The sequence below is a fragment of the Pedobacter aquatilis genome (genome assembly GCF_032678405.1).
Classification (GTDB): domain Bacteria; phylum Bacteroidota; class Bacteroidia; order Sphingobacteriales; family Sphingobacteriaceae; genus Pedobacter; species Pedobacter aquatilis_A.
Map to the genome: position 1 here is coordinate 87,138 of NZ_JAVTSJ010000004.1, position 18,451 is coordinate 105,588.

The window sequence follows — 18,451 nt, forward strand, 5'->3', positions numbered from 1 at the left end:
ATTTAAAATATCAAATGGAAAGAAGGACATTAATTAAAAGTTTAGGCGGCTTAATGCTATTGCCTGCGGTGAATTTAGGGTTCAGCAATAACGATAAAAAACCTGTTTTACGTTTTGCTCATATTACGGATGTGCACCTGAAAAATGATTTAGGGGCACCTGCCAAATTTGTAAAATGCCTTCATCATGTTCAGGAGCAATCTCCTAAGGTAGATTTAATCCTAAATGGAGGTGATGTGGTTTTCGATATGAATAAGGAAAATATAAGTACTATCGATGCACAATGGAAACTTCAGCAGGATACCATGAAAAATGAGTGTAGTTTGCCAACTTTTTATGCTTTGGGAAATCACGATATCTGGTGGAACGAAAACAGTAAAGGCGATACATTTTACGGTAAAAAGTATGCGATGGGTAAGCTGAAGCTTGCCAAGCCTTATTACAGTTTTACTAAAAACGGATGGAAATTTATCGTGCTTGATAGTACCCATCTCGATATTGATAATACCTGGTACATTGGCAAGCTTGGCGATGAGCAATTTAACTGGCTTGAAACTGAACTTAAAACAACTGACCCCAAAATGCCTGTGCTTGTAATGACGCATATCCCGATTTTAACAGCACTTTTAATGATTGAGGATAATATTGTAAACAAGTGGACCATGTTGGGAGGTGATATGCACACCGACACTGCTAAAATTATTAACCTCTTTTATCAATATCCAAATGTAAAACTGGCTTTAAGCGGCCATCTTCACATGCGTGATAAAGTAGTTTACAATAATGTTACTTATTTATGCAATGGTGCTGTTTCAGGTGCCTGGTGGAACGGCAATCGCCGCGAAACAGCGCCAGGTTACGGTTTGATTGATTTGTATGCTGATGGTACTTTTGAAGAGAGGTATGTAAACTATTAGTAACTGTGCTCCTGGTAACGTTAAACAAATAGAATGCTTGTCTTCCCAGAAGACAAGTAATAAAAAAAGGTTATGCTAATTTACTTACGGTTTCAGCTTGCTTCAATTTTCTGAAACGTTTCGTGGCTTTGAGCGACCTGAAAAGTTTCAGACTATATACCTGATAGTAGCTAAGTGCTGCACAAGCAACACCCAAAACAGCACCAGCCAGTACATCAATTGGGAAATGTTGTGCCAGGTAAATTCTGGAATAACCAACCAATATAGCCAGCAAAAGACATGGAACTGAAATTTTATTCTTTTTAAAAACCAATACCAATACAGTTGACAGTGCAAATGCAGAAGTTGTATGGCCCGAAGGAAAGGAATGGAAATCATGGAGCTTAACCCCTGGTACATAACTTGAATAAGCTATATTAAGTTGTTCAAGCAATAATCTGGGCCTCGGCATATTAAAAAAACTTTTTGCAACTTGTGCAATAATACCAGATGAGGTATAAGCTAATAACAGGGTAATGGCTTTTTTCTTTTTCTTAAAGATAAAAAGCACTATAGCAAAAAATATGCAGAGAAGCCCGTCACCAAGATTAGTGATCAAGCTGAAGAAAATATCAAGAAACGATGAATGATAATGGTTTAATATCAGAAAACCTTCAGGCTTAGTGTATATTAATAAAAATGCTAAAGCTAAAATTATAAATGTAGCCAAAGCACTAAAATAAAACGGTAAACGCCTGATTCTTTTAATCATCTGTTTTTTATTCAAAGCTAAGTTTACGAGTTAATCATAAAGTTAATTTATCGTCATTAAATTGTCATGCAGGTGGTGTTGTCCAGAATAACATGTTGCCTAAAATAATGGCGTATTTAACCAATAATTAACTTTTAGTTTATATAACCGAATTAGCTTTGCGCCATAAATATTTGGTTAGTATTTATAAGGTTTAGTTAGTTGATAAGACGGGGTTATAGCGGATGCTATAACCCCGTTATTTTTTATAGATAAAGTGAATTTTCTTAACTAAAACTTAATATAACAGCTGTAGCGAAGTTCCATTACTTCATCGTTTTGACTATAAAACTGAAATCATGAATAAAACAATTAACCTAATTTTATCATTTTTATTGCTGTTTTGCTTTTCCGCGTGTAAGAAATCCGAAGCTGAGGCCGATTTGGTAGATGGAACTAACCTTACTGAGTGCCCTATAAGTGGAAGCTGTAATTTTTTATTTGCTAATAATTCTGGAATGAGTGAAAATAATTTATTGCTAAGCAAAGGCCAATACCGCGTGTTCTGGGCACAAACCAGTTTAAACGGAACCTCTACAGCACTTTATATGATGGCACCAATGAATGGTGACCGTTTTACGATGGATAAAACCGATATTCTTGAAGGTAGGGTTAAATATTTTTCGAGCTGTGTATCCTGTTTTGCTATCAATATGGTTTTGGTTGATGGAACAATTAAAGGGCAAAAAGTAAAACAGCAGGCTGGTCTTCCTGAAAAATGGCTGGTAGAATCAGATGTTGTACTGGCGGCTTCTGAGAATCTTTCTTACCGCGTGCCCTTGCATTTTAAACAATACTATTTACCTGCAAATTAATATTTATGAATGTGGCGCAAATAGCCATCAAATTTGACTTATTAGCACACTTCAGGTTAACCGCTTATTGTTGAGCTTTGCTTAATGAAACTTTTACTAACCTCCAACGGCATAACTAATCCAAGTCTTTATCAGGCGCTTGTAGCATTACTGGGTAAACCCATTGAAGAATCAACAGCGCTCTTTATTCCAACAGCAATTTATCCTTTTGCAGGAGGGGGTATTTACGCTATGCAGGCAATAAATGGACGACCAAATGCCCCTTTAACGCAATTGGGCTGGAAATCACTAGGGATTTTAGAACTTAGTGTGTTGTCAAGTATCAGGCAGGATATTTGGGTAAAAGCCCTCAAGGAAACCGATGTATTATTGGTTTGGGGAGGTGATCCTCTATTCCTTGCCTACTGGTTTAAAATGTCAGGTGTGGCAGATTTAATGCCTTCATTAGCAGATAAGATGGTATACGTTGGGGTAAGCGCAGGGAGTATTGCCGCAAGTAGTATTTTTGGAGAAACCTATTCAGAACCCAGTGCAGGTGTTAATTATGCAACAACATCCAAAACATTGGTTTTCGGAACAGCGCAAAGGATTTTTTGTACAGCCGAAGGTTTAGGACTTGCCGAATTTGCAATCATTCCGCACTATGAAAACCCGGAGCATCAGGATGCCTCAAAATCGAATGCCGCTATATGGGCAGCGCAGCTATCGTTGCCTGTTTACGCTATTGATGATGAAACAGGGATTAAGGTTTCGAATGGTGAAATTGAAGTCGTTTCTGAAGGGCAATGGAAACTATTCAATGCCTGAAACCAATTAGGAAATTATATATAATCTAAAAACCCGTTTCCTGTAAGAATTACAGTTCTCCATGTACTGACGGTTTTTAAAGATTATAAAGTTTTAACAATGTATTATTTCTGTAAATGCCTTTGGAAGCTTAAAAAAGGGGAATCCAACCGATGAAGTTTGGTAAATCTAAAACCATTAAATGTTAAGTTTTACAGGTTCTTCAAAAAGCCTTGCAGCTATTAACATTAAATTAATATCAATTCCTTTATTTTGGGCTTTTTAAACTCTTTATGAAAAAAATTATTCTTTGCCTGCTTGTAACGGCAAGTGCATTTACAGGTTTTGCACAAGATATTTCCCTAGGAACGAAAACGCTTTATACCCCCCTGCAAAAAAGTTTTACGGCTGTTCCAGCAGGTTATACACCTGTTTACATCAATTATGTTGGCCGACATGGTGCCAGGCACCTTACCAAAGATGTAAATGTTTCCTCTGCCTATCAATTGGTAAAAAAAGCGGATAGTTTAAATCAGCTTTCTGCCAAGGGAAAAGATTTAAAAATAAAATTAGCCAACCTGCAAAAAGAAGAAAACGGGCATGTGGCTTCGATTTCAAAATCGGGTGAGGCCGAATTAAAAGGAATAGCGACGAGAATGTATAATGCGCAGAAAATAGTTTTTGCCGGGGAAAAGCCGTCTGTTTTGGTAGCCACCACAAAAAAAGGTCGCACAAAAGAAAGCGCCGAAGCTTTTATTGATGGAATGAAAGCAGTAAAGGCTGATTTTGCTGATGTAAAATACAACTATGCAGACGATGACCATTTGCGTTTTTACGATTTTTCAGGCACCTACGATAAATTTAAAGAAGAAGGTAACTGGACATCCGCCTACGAAATTTTAGCAAAGGATTATGATTTAAAGAAAATGGCAGGTGAGTTTACTTCAATTTTCTTTAATCCGTCTTTAGTTTCAGGCCTAACAGTGCAACAGAAAGTAGATTTTTTAGAGGATATTTATGGCTTTTACACTATTCTGGACGCTGTTAAAGCCGAGCAAAAGGCAGTTGGCTTAACAGCAGCTGATCTTGATTTTAAGCAATACTTTAATCAAAGTCAGTTGAAAGCTTTGAGTGTTTTAGGCGATGCCGAAGACTTTCTGAAAAAGGGGCCAGGTTTAGATAATAATGGTATTCAGGTTCGAATTGCTGCGCCGCTTTTAGCTGATTTTATCAGTACAACCGATGAATATATTGCCAATAAAAAACTGGCCGCAAATCTTCGTTTCTCTCATGCAGAAACAATTGCGCCATTTGCCGCTTTGATGGATATTAAAGGTGCTTCTGAAGCTGTTAAGGATATCCGATCTTTTCAGCAATCTTGGAAAGCGGATAAAGTAATTCCGTTTAGTGCCAATATCCAATGGATTTTGTATAAAAATAAATCGGGTAATTACCTGGTGAAATTCCTTTTAAACGAAAAAGAAGTGGCGGTTAAAGGACTTTCAAATAAAATGTTTCCATACTACAGCTGGAAATCAGTCCGAGAATTGTATTTGAGAAAGCTTAAATCACTTGGTTTAAACCTGGATTCAGACATGAACGAATATTTAATAAAGGTTAAATAATTAGTTTAAAATCCTGTTTTGGTTAACTGAATAAAAATAAAAAGTTAACACAAGCTTAATACGATTGGGTGTTTAGCTTAAAATTCGGATGGTTCTTTTGCGGTAAATTAATCCGTAAATGAATAAACTTTTACTCACACTCTTCAGTGTATTTTTTTCGCTAATAGCTTTCGGTCAATCTGGAACCGTAAAGGGAGTTATTGTTGATAAAAGCAGCAAAGAAACGCTTATTGGCGCTACAGTAATCCTAAAAAATGAAAAGAAAACTTTCAAGGTATCGGTAAGTACCGGTCTTGATGGTAGTTATATTTTCAGAAATGTTCCCTCAGGAAAATATGAGGTTGAAGCAAAATTTGTTGCCTATAAAGATGAGGATAAAGATTTCGAACTTAAATCAGGCGAAACCAAAATCATTAACCTGCAGATAGAAAGTAAATCGAATGATTTGGCTGAAGTTAAAATTTCAGGAAAATCTGACGAGGGCAGCGATTACAAATCAAGATCAATAGAAAGAAAATCTGATCAGGTTTTAAATGCAGTTTCAGCAAGAGCAATTGAAATTTCTCCTGATTTAACCATTGCTAACGTAACGCAACGTGTGTCGGGTGTTTCTATCGAGAGGAGTAATAATGGGGAAGGGCAATATGCCATTATCCGTGGTATGGATAAGCGTTACAACTATACTTTAGTTAACGGTGTAAAAATTCCAAGTCCGGATAACAAAAACCGTTATGTACCATTAGATATTTTTCCGGCTGATATTGTAGACCGGATGGAGGTTTATAAATCCTTAACACCAGCCCTGGAAGGTGATGCGATTGGTGGAGGAATTAACCTGGTACTAAAAGACGCACCAGATCGCTTAACTGTTAGGGCTAATGCTGCTGTAGGTATGGCTGGTACTTTTTTCGATCAGGATTATACGAAATTCGATCACTCGGCAAGTAGTAAAAGCTCACCAAGAATCGCTAATGGAAATAACTACAGTGCAACAATAGCCGATTTTCCAAATAATGCTTTTAATTATACTACAAAGAAAGCTCCTGTTTCTACTATTTTTGGTTTAAGCATTGGTGGCCGATCGGCTGATAAAAAATTCGGTGCTTTGGCAGCAATTAGCTACCAAAATACGTACAAAGGAACAAATACGATTTTCTACGATACCGATGTTGACAGATCAACAAATGAGCCTGCTTTAAAAAGCGTTCAGAACAGGACTTATAGCATACAACAAGAGCGTACCGGTATTCATACCAAATTCGATTATAAGTTTAACAAACACAATAAGATAGACTTATTCGCTTCGTATATGAATCTTGCTCAAAACCAGTATCGTTTTCAAAGTGATACAACTTTAAACTTAGGACGTGTTGGTGCAGGAACAGGTCGTGTAAGTAATACCTATAGAAGTAGCCGTGTGGTACAGAAAATTTTTAGTACAAATTTGCATGGCGAACACGAACTTGGCGATCATTTTGAAATGAACTGGTCGTTACTGTACGCAAAAGCTACTGCAAACGAGCCAGACAGAGCTTCCTTAAATATTGTTACCGGTAGAACCGCAGTATTAGATGCCAATGGTAATAAGATTGGCTCTACACAAAATCCGGCATTGTTTAATTCTACAGGTGCTGCACAATCGCATGTATGGGCTAAAAATGCCGATGAAGATAAAACTGCTTACCTGAACTTCATTTATAAACCAAAAATATTCGATACAAAAGTAGAATTCAGCGTAGGTGGTATGTATCGTGATAAGACGCGTAGCAGCAATTACGACGACTATTCTTTAAAACTATCAGGAAGTACCACACAGGTTTATGATGGCAACATCAACAACAATACATTTATGGTGCAAACTGTAGGTGGTTCGCCTAACGATCCTTTAAATTACGATTTTAAAGAGAAAATCGCCGCAGGTTATGCTCAGTTTAAATTTACCATCGGGAAATTACAAACTTTAGGAGGTGTGCGTTATGAAAATACCGATCAAAGCTGGGTAACTGCCGCTAATATTAACCAAACAGTTGGTGCAGTTGGTTCTAAAACCTATGCCGATTTATTGCCTAGTTTAAACTTTAAATATGCGCTTGGCGATAAACAAAACTTACGTTTGTCGTATTATTCAGCTATTAGCAGACCAGGTTTCTATGAACTTATTCCGCACACCGGTGGCGATCCGGATGCAGACTACCAGGAACTCGGTAACCCTAATCTAAAGCGGATCACATCTGATAACTACGATTTAAGGTATGAATTCTTCCCTAAACAATTAGATCAGTTATTGGTAGGTGTTTTCTACAAAAACATTAAAAACCCAATCGAGTATGCTTTGGTAAACCAGGCTACAAGTGTTTTTTACACTGCGGCGAACTTTGGTAATGCAACCAATTATGGTTTCGAAATGGATTTTACCAAATACATCAGCAAATTTGGTTTCAGAGCCAACTATACTTTTACCGATTCTAAAATCACGACAACGAAAACGGTGCTTTACCGCGACGCAGCAACCACTTCACTTACGCAACGTAATGAAGAACAAACGCGTCCGCTACAAGGACAATCGAAACACATTGGAAACTTATCTTTATTGTTTAAAGATCAATCATCAGGTATCGATGCACAGTTAGCTGCCGTTTATACCGGGCCAAGAATTTATACGGTTTCTCCATACTTAGATAACGATATCTGGCAAAAAGGAACGATCACGTTAGACCTTTCTGCAGAAAAAAGAATTAATAAGCGTTTCTCAGTTTATATAAAGATTAACAACTTATTAAATACGCCTTCTGAACTTGAAATCAGAAGACCTTATCAGGTTACTACTGCAACAGCAAATCAGGACGTTGCCGATCAAACCGTAGGTCAGAATGTCTTTATCCGTAAAGATGAATACAAACAGTTTTACTTATTAGGATTACGCTATAAATTATAGAATCATGAAAAATCTACTAAAAGCAGTATCATTCCTTGGTGTTTTGATTACCTTGTCATCATGCCACAAAGAAGAAGTTCTTACTCTATCGGTACCTGTAATTCAGTCAGGTTCACTGATCACCTCTGAAAACCTTCCGGGTGGAAGTATCAAAGGCACAATGCAAAGTGGAAAAACATACTACTTTGATAAAGATATCACCGTAAATGATGGCGATACACTTTTGATGCAGAGTGGTGTTACATTAATTGCCGTAGGCGATGGAACAAAAGACAAAGCGCCACAAATTAGTGTTCATGGAACTTTTATCAGTTTAGGAACAAAAGAAAAACCTAATTACATCACAGTTCAAAATGCGGCAACGTATCGTACAGAAGCTGCAGCTGCTAAATATGATAATGTTTTTAAAGGTTTCTGGGGCGGTATTGTTGCAACACCGGCTCCTGTTACGGCGGCTAAACCGAATCCAAAAGGTGGTGACTTAATTATTAAATGGACACACATCGAATTTCCGGGCGCTGCCTCTTATGGTAATGATGCAGCAATTTATAAGGATGGTGATGCCCGTTATGGAATCTATTTTGCAAACATCGAGAAAGATTTTATCCTTGAAGATAGCTGGATTTTCGGCACAACAGATGATGGTATTAGAACTGTAGGCGGTAAAATTTCTATTATGCGCAACACTTTCGAACTTTGTGGTAAAGCTGGTGGTGAGTGTTTTAATATGAAAAGCGGTACCGTTGGCGATTTAGCTTATAATATGTTAATTGGTTCGGCTACAAATGCACTCAAAGCCTCAAATTCAGGAGGTACAACTGTACAGTGCAACGTCAATATGTATAACAATACCATGGTTAACTGTGGTTTCCGTCAGACTAAAACTGGTCGTGGAGGCTCAATTAATTATGAGCAAGGTGCAAGAGGTCTGATTTATAATAACCTGATTGCAAACTGCCGTTTTGGTTTAAGGATGACAACTGATGCCGACTTAACAAATATTACTTACAACAATCAGTATTATTACGGAAGTACAGCTACCATTCTGGGGCAGTTTTTAGCGAGCGATGGTGTTGCGAAGGCACAAACTGCTGATGTAAAAAGTGCAACTGCGAAAGATAAAAACCCTCAGTTTTTCAGCTACAATTTAGAGCAATATGATTATGCTGCTAATCCGGGGCCGATTACGGCAGCCTTAATGCCTGCTTACATTACAACGGTAGGTACTTCAAACTTTGGTATTCAGGCTACTTCACCTGCACATAACAAAGCGAAAACAGATTTTACTCCATTGGCTGTTGTAAAAACTACCGGTAATTTCGGTGCTACTATTAGTGCTCCTGGAAGCGATATTGGTGCTTATCAGACTGATGGCAGTGGAAACCAACATTAATTGAATAAGAAAAAATAAGAAAGGCCTGATTGTAAAATCAGGCCTTTTTCTTTATTACTGTATCTTAAAGGCATTAATTAGTTTTCTTATCGCAAGAAACTGTTCAATTTAACTACAACAAAATCACGATACTTCCGCCAACTATCATTAATCCTCCAATAAGCGTTTTAGCATCTAAAGGTTCTTTTAAAATTAAAAAAGCGAGACCCATGGCAATGGCCACACTTAGTTTATCAATAGGAGCAACTTTCGAAACATTACCGGTTTCCAGTGCTTTGAAGTAGAATATCCATGATAAACCTGTTGCCACACCCGATAAGGCCAGAAAGATAAGGTTATTCTTTGTCAGGGTTTTCATCTGTGTAATTTCGCCAGTGGCGAGCACAATACCCCATGCAATAAACAGGATCACGATCGTTCTTATCGCTGTGGCTAGGTTTCCGCTTACACCTTTAATGCCAATTTTAGCCAGAATGGCTGTTGCTGCAGCAAAAAATGCCGAAAGAATTGCATAAAATTTCCACATGGTGATACCGTTTTTGTAACAGGATAAAGTTAAACGCTAATTCTGTGGGAATGTTAAAGAAGTAAGCGCTTGTTGTTTAAACAGAACTAAAGCAATTCAGTTTTCAACGAACAAAGGTTTAACTTCAATTTTGCCACAGATTTGAGTAGTAATTTTGCAAAAACTAGTAATAAGTCAATCAAAATATACTCACTCTTTTTTAGTGCATATTAAAATTTGATTTTTCTATCTTTATTAACCCATGAAAATACTTATAATTGAAGATGAGTTAGCCTTACTCGAAAGTATGCTCGAATACTTTAAAGGGGAGGGGAATATTTGCGAATCTGCCTCAGATTATCATACTGCCAGTGAAAAAATCAGCCTTTATGAGTATGATTGTATTTTGCTCGATTTAGGTTTACCTGGCGGCGATGGATTGAGCCTGCTAAGCCAGTTAAAAGCATTGAAAAAAAGTGAGGGGGTTTTAATTATCTCTGCAAGACATTCGTTAGATGATAAACTGGCCGGATTAGATCTCGGTGCCGACGATTACCTTGTAAAACCTTTTCATCTTTCTGAACTTAAAGCCCGTGTAACCGCTATTGTGCGCAGAAAGAAGTTTAACGGAGAAAACATTATTACCTTTAACGAATTGATGATCGATGTTGCAGCCATGCAGGTAAATGTAAATGGTAATAAGCTCGTTTTAACTAAAAAAGAGTTCGATTTACTGGTGTATTTTCTGGCCAATAAAAACAAAGTAGTTTCAAAAAATGCGATGGCAGAACATCTTTGGGGCGATGAAATGGATATGTCTGATGATTTTGATTTCATTTATACACATGTAAAAAACCTTCGTAAAAAACTGGTAGAAGCAGGTATGAACGATTATTTGCGCTCTGTTTACGGAATAGGTTATAAGTTTGGTACTGTATGAGGCTTTCTGCTAATTATAACCGGGTAAACATTTTAACCTCACTGGTTATGCTGCTGATTACCGGAGTAATCTATTACCTTTTTATACATTCTATTTTAACCGATAAGCTTGATAAAGATTTAGAAGTTGAAGAAGATGAAATTCGCCAGTATACCGCCACTTACCATCGTTTACCTTTACCGGCAAGTTTTATTGATCAGCAGATTTCCTACAAGGAGATTACGCCAGCTACAAGCAGGAGAGAATTCGAATACACTACTTATTTTAACCCAAAAGAGAAAGAAGAAGAGCCAGGAAGAAGTTTGTTTACCTGGGTTAAACTTGGCAATAAAACATTTGAAGTTACCATTACAAAATCGAGGGTCGAATCCGAAGATTTAGTCAGGGTAATTTTAATTATTACAACAGCCATTACTATTCTCTTGTTATTGATACTTGTTATTATAAACAGGTTTTTGTTAAACAGGTTATGGCGGCCTTTTTATACCACACTTAATGGGATGAAGGCTTTTGAAGTTACATCAACCGAGAAAATTAAAGAAGAACCAACGGAAATAGATGAGTTTATCGAATTAAGTGCTTCGGTTAACACCATGGCCGATAAGGTTAGAAAGGATTATCGTGAACTTAAAAGTTTTACAGATAATGCTTCGCATGAAATGATGACACCTTTAGCCGTAATTAATTCTAAACTCGATTCGTTAATCCAGACCGAAGATTTTACTGACGAGCAAGGTTTGCTTTTGCAGGATATTTATCAGGCTACCGGAAGATTATCAAGGCTGCATCAGTCATTGCTTTTACTGGCTAAAATTGAAAATAAACTCATACCTGATGTTCAGACCATTAATCTGCAGGAGTTACTTAGTGCAAAACTCAGGCAGTTTCATGAGTTATTTGAGAAGGACAGTTTAAAAGTCGATTCGTCACTCCATCCTGTCAACATTATGATGAGTAAATTCCTGGCAGATATTTTATTGAACAACCTGATTAGTAATGCCATCAGACATAATGAAAAAGGTGGATGCATACAAATTATGTTAACGGATCAAACATTAACTGTTGCGAACACAGGTGAAAAAATACCCCTGCAGATTAATTTATTTGAACGCTTCTCTAAATCAGCACAATCAGAAGGGATGGGGTTAGGCTTAGCGATAACTAAACAAATCTGTAGTTTATATCAATTCGAACTGGCATATACTTACACGGGAGATATGCATTTTTTTTCCATAAATTTTAATACCCCTTAGTAACTACAGAATTACTTCAAACTTGCCTCATAGTTTTGATTAAAAATAATTTACTATGAAAAGGTTTTTTGGAATTTTAATCGCTATTACCTCGCTTGCCGTTACGGCTCAGGCACAAAAACTTAAAGCAGCTAACATACCTGCTCCAGTTAAAGCTGCATTTATGAAACTGCATCCAAATGTTAAAGTAAGCTGGGAGAAAGAAAAGCAAAATTATGAAGCAGGTTTTTCTATAAACGGTAAAGAAACATCTGAAGTTTATACCGCTGCGGGTACACTTGTAGAAACTGAAGTAGAAATTAAAACCAGCGAACTTCCAGCGGCTGTTTTGACAAAGTTGAAAAACATGAAAATAGCTGAAGCTGCAAAAATTACCAGGGCTAACGGTACAATAATTTATGAAGCGGAGGTAAAGGGCAAAGACCTTTTATTTGAAGCGAATGGTGAGGCTTTAAAACCCTAATCAATGAACAGATTCTTCCTGACGGCCATCTTTATCACTTTTTTTAAAATGGCGGTTTTTTCGCAGGTAATTGATTCGGTAAGTACGATTTCTGCAGATACTTCAAAACATTGGTATGGGGGAAACACAATAGCAAAGCCAAAATTTAAAATAGCGCCATTCATTGCACCCGCTGTATTAATTGGCTATGGCTTTGCCGCGGTTAACAATCAGGGTGCTTTAAAACAACTTGATGAGAGTACAAGGGCAGAACTTCAGGAAGACCATCCGTTGTTTGCTGCCCATGTAGACGATTATATGCAATTTGCACCGGCTGCGGCTGTTTATGCCTTAAATTTATCAGGTATAAAAGGTAAACACAACCTCTTCGATGCATCGATGTATTACCTTACGTCTGCAGCAATTATGGGCGTGTCAACACATTTTGTAAAACAGGGTGTAGGTCGTATGCGTCCAAACAACAGTGCCGATAATTCTTTTCCTTCAGGGCATACCGCATCGGCTTTTATGGCCGCTGAATTTCTTCATCAAGAGTATAAAGATGTAAACCCATGGATTGGTTATGCCGGTTATTTTGTTGCTACGGCTACGGGTACGTTACGGATGTACAATAATAAGCACTGGTTTAGTGATGTAGTAGCCGGAGCAGGATTTGGTATTGCATCAACCAAAATTGCTTATCTTGTATATCCGTATATCAAGAGTCTTTTTAATCATGATAAACAGCATCAATTTACCTTGATGCCAGCGTATGGGCAGGGTTATAAAGGCTTGATGTTATCCGGTAAGTTTTAAGAATTAACGCAATGAAAATGTTCAAAAAATATTTGTTGATGCTTTATTGTTGTGTGATTGGCATAGCAGTTAAAGGGCAGGAGCAAAGGCGTAATTTGAGTTACTTTTTAAATCAGGCCCAAAACTCCAGCCCTGTTTTAAAAGATTTGAAAGGACAGAAAAATGCTGCAGGAATCGATAGCCTGATTATAAAAGCTACCGCTGGAGTGCAGCTTACTGCCAATGCAGCTGGATTATATGCGCCAATTATAAAAGGTTATGGCTATGATGAAGTATTAAGTAACGGCCAGTCGCTGGAAGGATATTTAAATCTGGGTTATGATTTAATGAACAAAAAACGCATTCAGAACCAGCTGGAAAGCGTTAAACTTCAACGCGATTCCCTTAATTACGCTACCAGTAGCTCTTTATTCGATTTAAACCGGTCGGTTACCGATCAGTACCTGATGGCTTATGCAAGTCAGGAACAGCTTAATTTTAATAAAGATGTTGTTGTGTTGCTCGAAAAAGAAAATGTTTTACTGAAAACACTTACACGGAGTAACGTTTATAAACAATCAGAATATCTTACTTTTCTGGTTACCTTACAGCAGCAACAATTGGCAACAAAACAGGCCGAAATCCAGTTTCAGAACGATTATGCTAAACTAGCTTACCTTTCGGGAATTAGAGATACCACTAAAACTACCCTGGTTGAGCCCAAATTGCAAGACAGTTTATTGCTTTCGGATAATAGCTTTTTCCTTAAAAAATTTGAAGTCGACAGCATGAAAAATCTAAATCAGAAAAAAGCAGTCGATTTAAATTATAAACCGAAGTTAGGTGTATTTGCCAATGGAGGTTACAGTTCATCACTTGTATTACAACCTTATAAAAATTTTGGTACCAGCGTAGGTTTTACTTTTTCTGTGCCGATTTATGATGGTCATCAACGAAAAATGCAATACAGTAAGTTGAATATTGCCAATGAAACCATCGGTAATTACCGTGATTTTTTCAAAACGCAACAAGCCCAGCAGCTTCAGCTCATCCGACAACAAATAGCGCAAACGAACACTTTGTTTAGTAAAATAAACGAACAGATTAAATTTAGCAAGAGCCTGGTTGATGTAGACATTAAACTGATGCATACGGGCGATTTAAGGGTTGCCGATTTTATAATTGCAATAAATAATTACCTGTCGGCACAAACACTGTTAAGGCAAACAACCATCAACCGTTTAAAACTGATTAATCAATACAATTACTGGAACAGATAATGAATAAATCTTTAAACACGATTTTTACTGGCCTGGCTGCCTTGATTATGCTTTCTTCATGCGGCAACAATGCCGATCCTACGGCGGTAGAAGATACGCCATCTCCGGTTACACCTGTCCAGGTAACTCATGTTGGAGACAGTTCGCTGCATGAAACTATCGAGCTTTCAGCCGTTTCAGCGTATCTGAAAAAAAGTTTTGTAAAGGCGAACATGAACGGCTATATCGAAAAGGCCAGCGTACAGGTTGGTCAAAAAGTTGGCAATGGACAAAATCTTTTTTCGCTGATTACAAAAGAAGCCAGATCGATTGGCAATACGGTGAATAAACTTGATCCGGGATTTAAATTTTCAGGTGTATCATCGATAAAAGCTGAACAGGGAGGTGTTATTGTACAGGTTAATCATCAGAAAGGCGATTACGTGCAGGATGGGGAAGCCCTGGCTACCATCAGCGATCGAAATAGCCTGGTTTTTCTGCTAGATGTACCTTATGAATTTCATCAGCTTACTACTTCGAATGCAAAAGTGAATGTAGAATTACCCGATGGTTCAACACTTGATGGATTTATTTCAGGAACTATGCCTGCCGTCGATTCTTTAGCACAAACAGAACGTGTAATTATTAAAGTAGCTGCCGGAAAAGACATTCCTGAAGGCTTGATTGCCAAAGTTAAACTTAATAAGCTTAACCATACCAATGCGCAGGTGTTGCCTAAATCGGCTGTGCTTTCCAATGAAACAGAAGACGAATTCTGGGTAATGAAACTGGTAAACGATTCTACGGCGGTGAAAGTTAAGGTAAAGAAAGGCATTGAAACGGGTAATCTTACAGAAGTTTTAATCCCTAAATTTTCTAAAACTGATCGCATTATCACTTCGGGGAATTACGGGATAGCAGACACGGCCAGGGTTAAAATTCAGAAATAAATATGAAGAACTTTTTTATTTCCCATAAGAATCCGATTCTGGCTGTTCTGGTTATTATCATTGTTGGTGGCATATACTCGTTTGAGCAGCTGAAAACAGGTTTATTTCCAGAAATTACCTTTCCAAAAATTAAAATTATTGCCGATGCAGAACTGCAACCGGTTGATAAAATGGTGCTTACCGTTACCCGGCCACTGGAAAATGCTGTAAAACAAGTTCCCAATCTTCAATTGGTGAGAAGTACAACCAGTAGGGGCAGTTGTGAGATTTCTGCATTTATGAATTCAGGTACTGATATTAATCTCAGTCAGCAACAGATTGAATCGCAGATTGCCAAAATAAGTAATACGTTACCTGCAGGTGTGAATATCTCTGTAGAAAAAATGAATCCTTCTATTCTGCCTGTTAGTGGATATAGTTTGGAGAGCCATAATTATTCTGCAGTAGAATTAAAAAAGATAGCAACGTTTACAGTAAAACCTTTTCTCTCGCAGGTTTCCGGTGTTTCAGAAATCCGTGTTATTGGAGGTAAAACGAAAGAATACTGGCTGGAACTTGATATACAGAAAATGCAGACGCTTGGCATTTCTCCCGATCAGATTAATAATGTACTGGCGCAAACCAATTTTATAAAATCAAATGGTTATCTGGCCGATCACAATTATTTATACCTTTCCGTAACCGATGCCGCTGTTAAAACAAAAACAGATCTTGAAAATCTGGTTCTCACCAGGGTGGGAAACCGAATTGTTAAGGTTAGCGATATTGCAAAAGTAAGTATTCAGCCAAGTGTTGAGTATACCCGGATTAATGCCAATGGTAAGGATGGTATTTTAATAGCTGTGATAAAACAGCCCAATGCAAACCTGGTCGATTTATCGAGTCAGATGGCCACAAAGGTTAAGCAGCTGCAAAATATTCTTCCGGCTGGCGTAACGATTAAACCTTATTATGTACAGGCCGATTTTGTAAATGAATCTGTAAAAAGTGTTCGCGATAGTTTATGGGTTGGCTTAGCCCTGGCAATTATTGTTGCTATTATATTCCTTCGCTCCATTAAAGCAAGTGCAACCATACTCATTACAATTCCGGTAACACTTTGCCTAACCGTAATTGTTCTTTATTTTATTGGGTATTCGTTAAACATAATGACTTTAGGTGCCATTGCAGCTGCAATTGGATTAATTATAGATGATGCCATTGTTGTGGTAGAACAAATACACCGCACACATGAAGAACATCCTGAAGAACCTACTAAAAGTTTGTTGAGTAAAGCCGTAGCCTATCTTTTCCCGGCGATGCTTGGTTCCTCAATTAGTACCATTGTAATCTTTGTTCCCTTTGTACTAATGACGGGAGTTGCAGGCTCATATTTTCAGGTAATGACCAATACCATGATTATTACATTGGTATGCTCATTTTTTGTTACCTGGATTGGATTGCCTGTAATTTATCTTTTGTTAACCAAAGACAATCATGTTTCTTCAGCAAAACAAATCGAGGTTCATGAAGTTAAACCCCAGAAATGGGTACCTTATTTCATTAACCGTCCGTATATGAGTTTTATTTTTATCCTGGTGCTCATAACATCAATTGTGTTTGTTTTTCCACGTTTGCAGACAGGTTTTTTGCCAGAAATGGATGAAGGGAGTATTGTACTTGATTATGCTTCTCCTCCGGGAACATCTTTAGAAGAAACCGACAGGATGCTGAGAGAAGTGGAAAAAGAAATTGTTAAAATTCCTGAAGTGCAGGCCTATTCTCGAAGAACCGGCACACAAATGGGTTTTTTTATCACTGAACCGAATACCGGTGATTACCTTATCCAGCTTAAAGCAAACCGGGCAAGAAGTACCGATGAAGTCATCTCTGATATCAGAAACCACATTGAAAGTACACAGCCTGCACTTGTTGTAGATTTTGGGCAGGTAATTGGCGATATGCTGGGCGATTTAATGAGTGCTACCCAACCTGTTGAGGTTAAAATTTTTGGCAACGATCAACAAAAGCTTCAGGCATTATCCAAGCAAGTGGCAGAACTAATTGCCAAAGTAAACGGAACTGCAGATGTATTTGACGGAATTGTTCTTTCAGGACCAACGGTAAACGTTCAACCCGATTTTGCAAAACTCGCACAGTACGGAATTAGCCCTGCTTCGTTTCAGTTACAATTGCAAACGGCCATGCAGGGAAATGTAATCGGCGATTTATATGATAAACAACAGCTTTCCCCAATTAGGATGGTTTATCCGAATAGTAGGAAATTCAGCATAGCTGATATTTCAGCAATGAAAATTTTCCTGGCTAATGGTTCAGCTATTCCGATACAAAATCTTGCCAGGGTAGAGCTTAAAGCCGGTAATGCAGAAGTAGAAAGAGAAAACTTACAAGCAATAGGTGCCATTACTGCGAGATTAGATAACCGGGATTTGGGAAGTGTAATGAAAGATATTCAAACTGTGGTGAAATCAAAAGTAAACTTACCTTCTGGTTACCATATCGAGTATGGAGGAGCTTATAAAGAACAACAACAATCTTTTTCTGAGTTATTAACCATCCTCATTGCATCAAGTCTGCTTGTTTTTAGCGTAATATTGTTTCTTTTTAAAGATTTTAAAATTGCGTTTTTAATTTTGTTGATTGCAGTTTTGGGTATTTCTGGCAGTTACCTGGCCTTATTTTTAACAAATACACCTTTAAATGTGGGAAGTTATACCGGTTTAATTATGATTGTCGGCATAATTGGTGAAAATGCCATCTTCACATTTCTGCAGTTTAAAGAATCGTTACAAGATAAAAATATCGACGAGGCGATAACTTTTGCAATTTCAACACGGCTAAGACCAAAGTTGATGACGGCACTCGGGGCAATTATCGCGTTAATGCCCTTGGCTTTGGGTATAGGCGCAGGTGCGCAATTACACCAGCCGCTGGCAATTGCCGTAATCGGTGGTTTTTTAATTGCCTTACCGCTTTTGCTGATCGTTTTACCAACATTAATCAGAAAGTTCCATAAAGTATAATTTTAGTAAAGCGTTTACAAAAA

15 protein-coding genes are annotated in these 18,451 nt (G+C 37.7%); 13 read left to right on the forward strand and 2 right to left on the reverse strand.

The features are described from left to right. The first annotated feature begins 14 nt into the window (after positions 1 to 14). Positions 15 to 917 carry a metallophosphoesterase gene (locus R2R71_RS11980; RefSeq protein ID WP_316831508.1) on the forward strand — a complete coding sequence of 301 codons (903 nt, stop codon included), beginning with the start codon at positions 15 to 17 and terminating at the stop codon, positions 915 to 917. Between the two features lie 70 nt (positions 918 to 987). On the opposite strand, the gene R2R71_RS11985 is transcribed toward R2R71_RS11980, so the two are convergent. Then, entirely contained in the window at positions 988 to 1,668 is a 681-nt protein-coding gene (locus R2R71_RS11985; RefSeq protein WP_316831509.1) for a phosphatase PAP2 family protein, read from the reverse strand. A 338-nt stretch (positions 1,669 to 2,006) separates the two neighbouring features. Here R2R71_RS11985 and R2R71_RS11990 point away from each other — a divergent pair, with 338 nt between their 5' ends. The 5 genes from R2R71_RS11990 (at position 2,007) to R2R71_RS12010 (ending at position 9,261) form a co-directional block, all read left to right on the forward strand. Beyond that, on the forward strand, positions 2,007 to 2,522 hold the full coding sequence (locus R2R71_RS11990) for a hypothetical protein (protein ID WP_316831510.1): 516 nt from the start codon (positions 2,007 to 2,009) through the stop codon (positions 2,520 to 2,522). A gap of 84 nt (positions 2,523 to 2,606) precedes the next feature. Further along, complete coding sequence (locus R2R71_RS11995) at positions 2,607 to 3,329, forward strand: Type 1 glutamine amidotransferase-like domain-containing protein (protein WP_316831511.1); 723 nt, start codon at positions 2,607 to 2,609, stop codon at positions 3,327 to 3,329. A gap of 272 nt (positions 3,330 to 3,601) precedes the next feature. Further along, positions 3,602 to 4,933, forward strand: a complete 1,332-nt coding sequence (locus R2R71_RS12000) for a histidine-type phosphatase (RefSeq protein WP_316831512.1) — start codon at positions 3,602 to 3,604, stop codon at positions 4,931 to 4,933. Between the two features lie 118 nt (positions 4,934 to 5,051). After that, entirely contained in the window at positions 5,052 to 7,868 is a 2,817-nt protein-coding gene (locus R2R71_RS12005) for a TonB-dependent receptor (RefSeq protein WP_316831513.1), read from the forward strand. Positions 7,869 to 7,872: 4 nt separating this feature from the next. Next, positions 7,873 to 9,261 (forward strand): hypothetical protein, encoded by a 1,389-nt coding sequence (locus tag R2R71_RS12010; protein ID WP_316831514.1) that lies wholly within the window; start codon positions 7,873 to 7,875, stop codon positions 9,259 to 9,261. Between the two features lie 112 nt (positions 9,262 to 9,373). Here the strand turns inward: R2R71_RS12010 and R2R71_RS12015 are convergent, their stop codons facing one another. Beyond that, positions 9,374 to 9,787: an EamA family transporter gene (locus R2R71_RS12015; RefSeq protein ID WP_316831515.1), complete on the reverse strand. Its 414-nt coding sequence runs from the start codon at positions 9,785 to 9,787 to the stop codon at positions 9,374 to 9,376. A gap of 241 nt (positions 9,788 to 10,028) precedes the next feature. On the opposite strand from R2R71_RS12015, the gene R2R71_RS12020 reads away from it, so the two are divergent. The 7 genes from R2R71_RS12020 to R2R71_RS12050 are packed head-to-tail and all read left to right on the forward strand — an operon-like array spanning position 10,029 to position 18,428. Continuing rightward, positions 10,029 to 10,706 (forward strand): response regulator transcription factor, encoded by a 678-nt coding sequence (locus R2R71_RS12020; RefSeq protein ID WP_316831516.1) that lies wholly within the window; start codon positions 10,029 to 10,031, stop codon positions 10,704 to 10,706. Beyond that, on the forward strand, positions 10,703 to 11,959 hold the full coding sequence (locus R2R71_RS12025; protein WP_316831517.1) for a HAMP domain-containing sensor histidine kinase: 1,257 nt from the start codon (positions 10,703 to 10,705) through the stop codon (positions 11,957 to 11,959). The genes R2R71_RS12020 and R2R71_RS12025 overlap by 4 nt, the downstream gene beginning before the upstream one ends. Positions 11,960 to 12,014: 55 nt before the next feature. Next, entirely contained in the window at positions 12,015 to 12,422 is a 408-nt protein-coding gene (locus R2R71_RS12030) for a hypothetical protein (protein WP_316831518.1), read from the forward strand. 3 nt (positions 12,423 to 12,425) lie between these two features. Next, positions 12,426 to 13,217 (forward strand): phosphatase PAP2 family protein, encoded by a 792-nt coding sequence (locus tag R2R71_RS12035; RefSeq protein WP_316831519.1) that lies wholly within the window; start codon positions 12,426 to 12,428, stop codon positions 13,215 to 13,217. Positions 13,218 to 13,234: 17 nt separating this feature from the next. Further along, positions 13,235 to 14,476 (forward strand): TolC family protein, encoded by a 1,242-nt coding sequence (locus R2R71_RS12040; protein WP_316831520.1) that lies wholly within the window; start codon positions 13,235 to 13,237, stop codon positions 14,474 to 14,476. Then, complete coding sequence (locus R2R71_RS12045; protein ID WP_316831521.1) at positions 14,476 to 15,405, forward strand: HlyD family efflux transporter periplasmic adaptor subunit; 930 nt, start codon at positions 14,476 to 14,478, stop codon at positions 15,403 to 15,405. The genes R2R71_RS12040 and R2R71_RS12045 overlap by 1 nt, the downstream gene beginning before the upstream one ends. 2 nt (positions 15,406 to 15,407) lie before the next feature. After that, entirely contained in the window at positions 15,408 to 18,428 is a 3,021-nt protein-coding gene (locus R2R71_RS12050) for an efflux RND transporter permease subunit (protein WP_316831522.1), read from the forward strand. Positions 18,429 to 18,451 lie beyond the last annotated feature (23 nt).

Excerpts from the sequence above, each read along its gene's own strand:
- R2R71_RS11980 (WP_316831508.1), top strand. The coding sequence starts at position 15 with ATGGAAAGAAGGACATTAATTAAAAGTTTAGGCGGCTTAATGCTATTG.
- R2R71_RS11985 (WP_316831509.1), bottom strand. The coding sequence starts at position 1,668 with ATGATTAAAAGAATCAGGCGTTTACCGTTTTATTTTAGTGCTTTGGCT.
- R2R71_RS11990 (WP_316831510.1), top strand. The coding sequence starts at position 2,007 with ATGAATAAAACAATTAACCTAATTTTATCATTTTTATTGCTGTTTTGC.
- R2R71_RS11995 (WP_316831511.1), top strand. The coding sequence starts at position 2,607 with ATGAAACTTTTACTAACCTCCAACGGCATAACTAATCCAAGTCTTTAT.
- R2R71_RS12000 (WP_316831512.1), top strand. The coding sequence starts at position 3,602 with ATGAAAAAAATTATTCTTTGCCTGCTTGTAACGGCAAGTGCATTTACA.
- R2R71_RS12005 (WP_316831513.1), top strand. The coding sequence starts at position 5,052 with ATGAATAAACTTTTACTCACACTCTTCAGTGTATTTTTTTCGCTAATA.
- R2R71_RS12010 (WP_316831514.1), top strand. The coding sequence starts at position 7,873 with ATGAAAAATCTACTAAAAGCAGTATCATTCCTTGGTGTTTTGATTACC.
- R2R71_RS12015 (WP_316831515.1), bottom strand. The coding sequence starts at position 9,787 with ATGTGGAAATTTTATGCAATTCTTTCGGCATTTTTTGCTGCAGCAACA.
- R2R71_RS12020 (WP_316831516.1), top strand. The coding sequence starts at position 10,029 with ATGAAAATACTTATAATTGAAGATGAGTTAGCCTTACTCGAAAGTATG.
- R2R71_RS12025 (WP_316831517.1), top strand. The coding sequence starts at position 10,703 with ATGAGGCTTTCTGCTAATTATAACCGGGTAAACATTTTAACCTCACTG.
- R2R71_RS12030 (WP_316831518.1), top strand. The coding sequence starts at position 12,015 with ATGAAAAGGTTTTTTGGAATTTTAATCGCTATTACCTCGCTTGCCGTT.
- R2R71_RS12035 (WP_316831519.1), top strand. The coding sequence starts at position 12,426 with ATGAACAGATTCTTCCTGACGGCCATCTTTATCACTTTTTTTAAAATG.
- R2R71_RS12040 (WP_316831520.1), top strand. The coding sequence starts at position 13,235 with ATGTTCAAAAAATATTTGTTGATGCTTTATTGTTGTGTGATTGGCATA.
- R2R71_RS12045 (WP_316831521.1), top strand. The coding sequence starts at position 14,476 with ATGAATAAATCTTTAAACACGATTTTTACTGGCCTGGCTGCCTTGATT.
- R2R71_RS12050 (WP_316831522.1), top strand. The coding sequence starts at position 15,408 with ATGAAGAACTTTTTTATTTCCCATAAGAATCCGATTCTGGCTGTTCTG.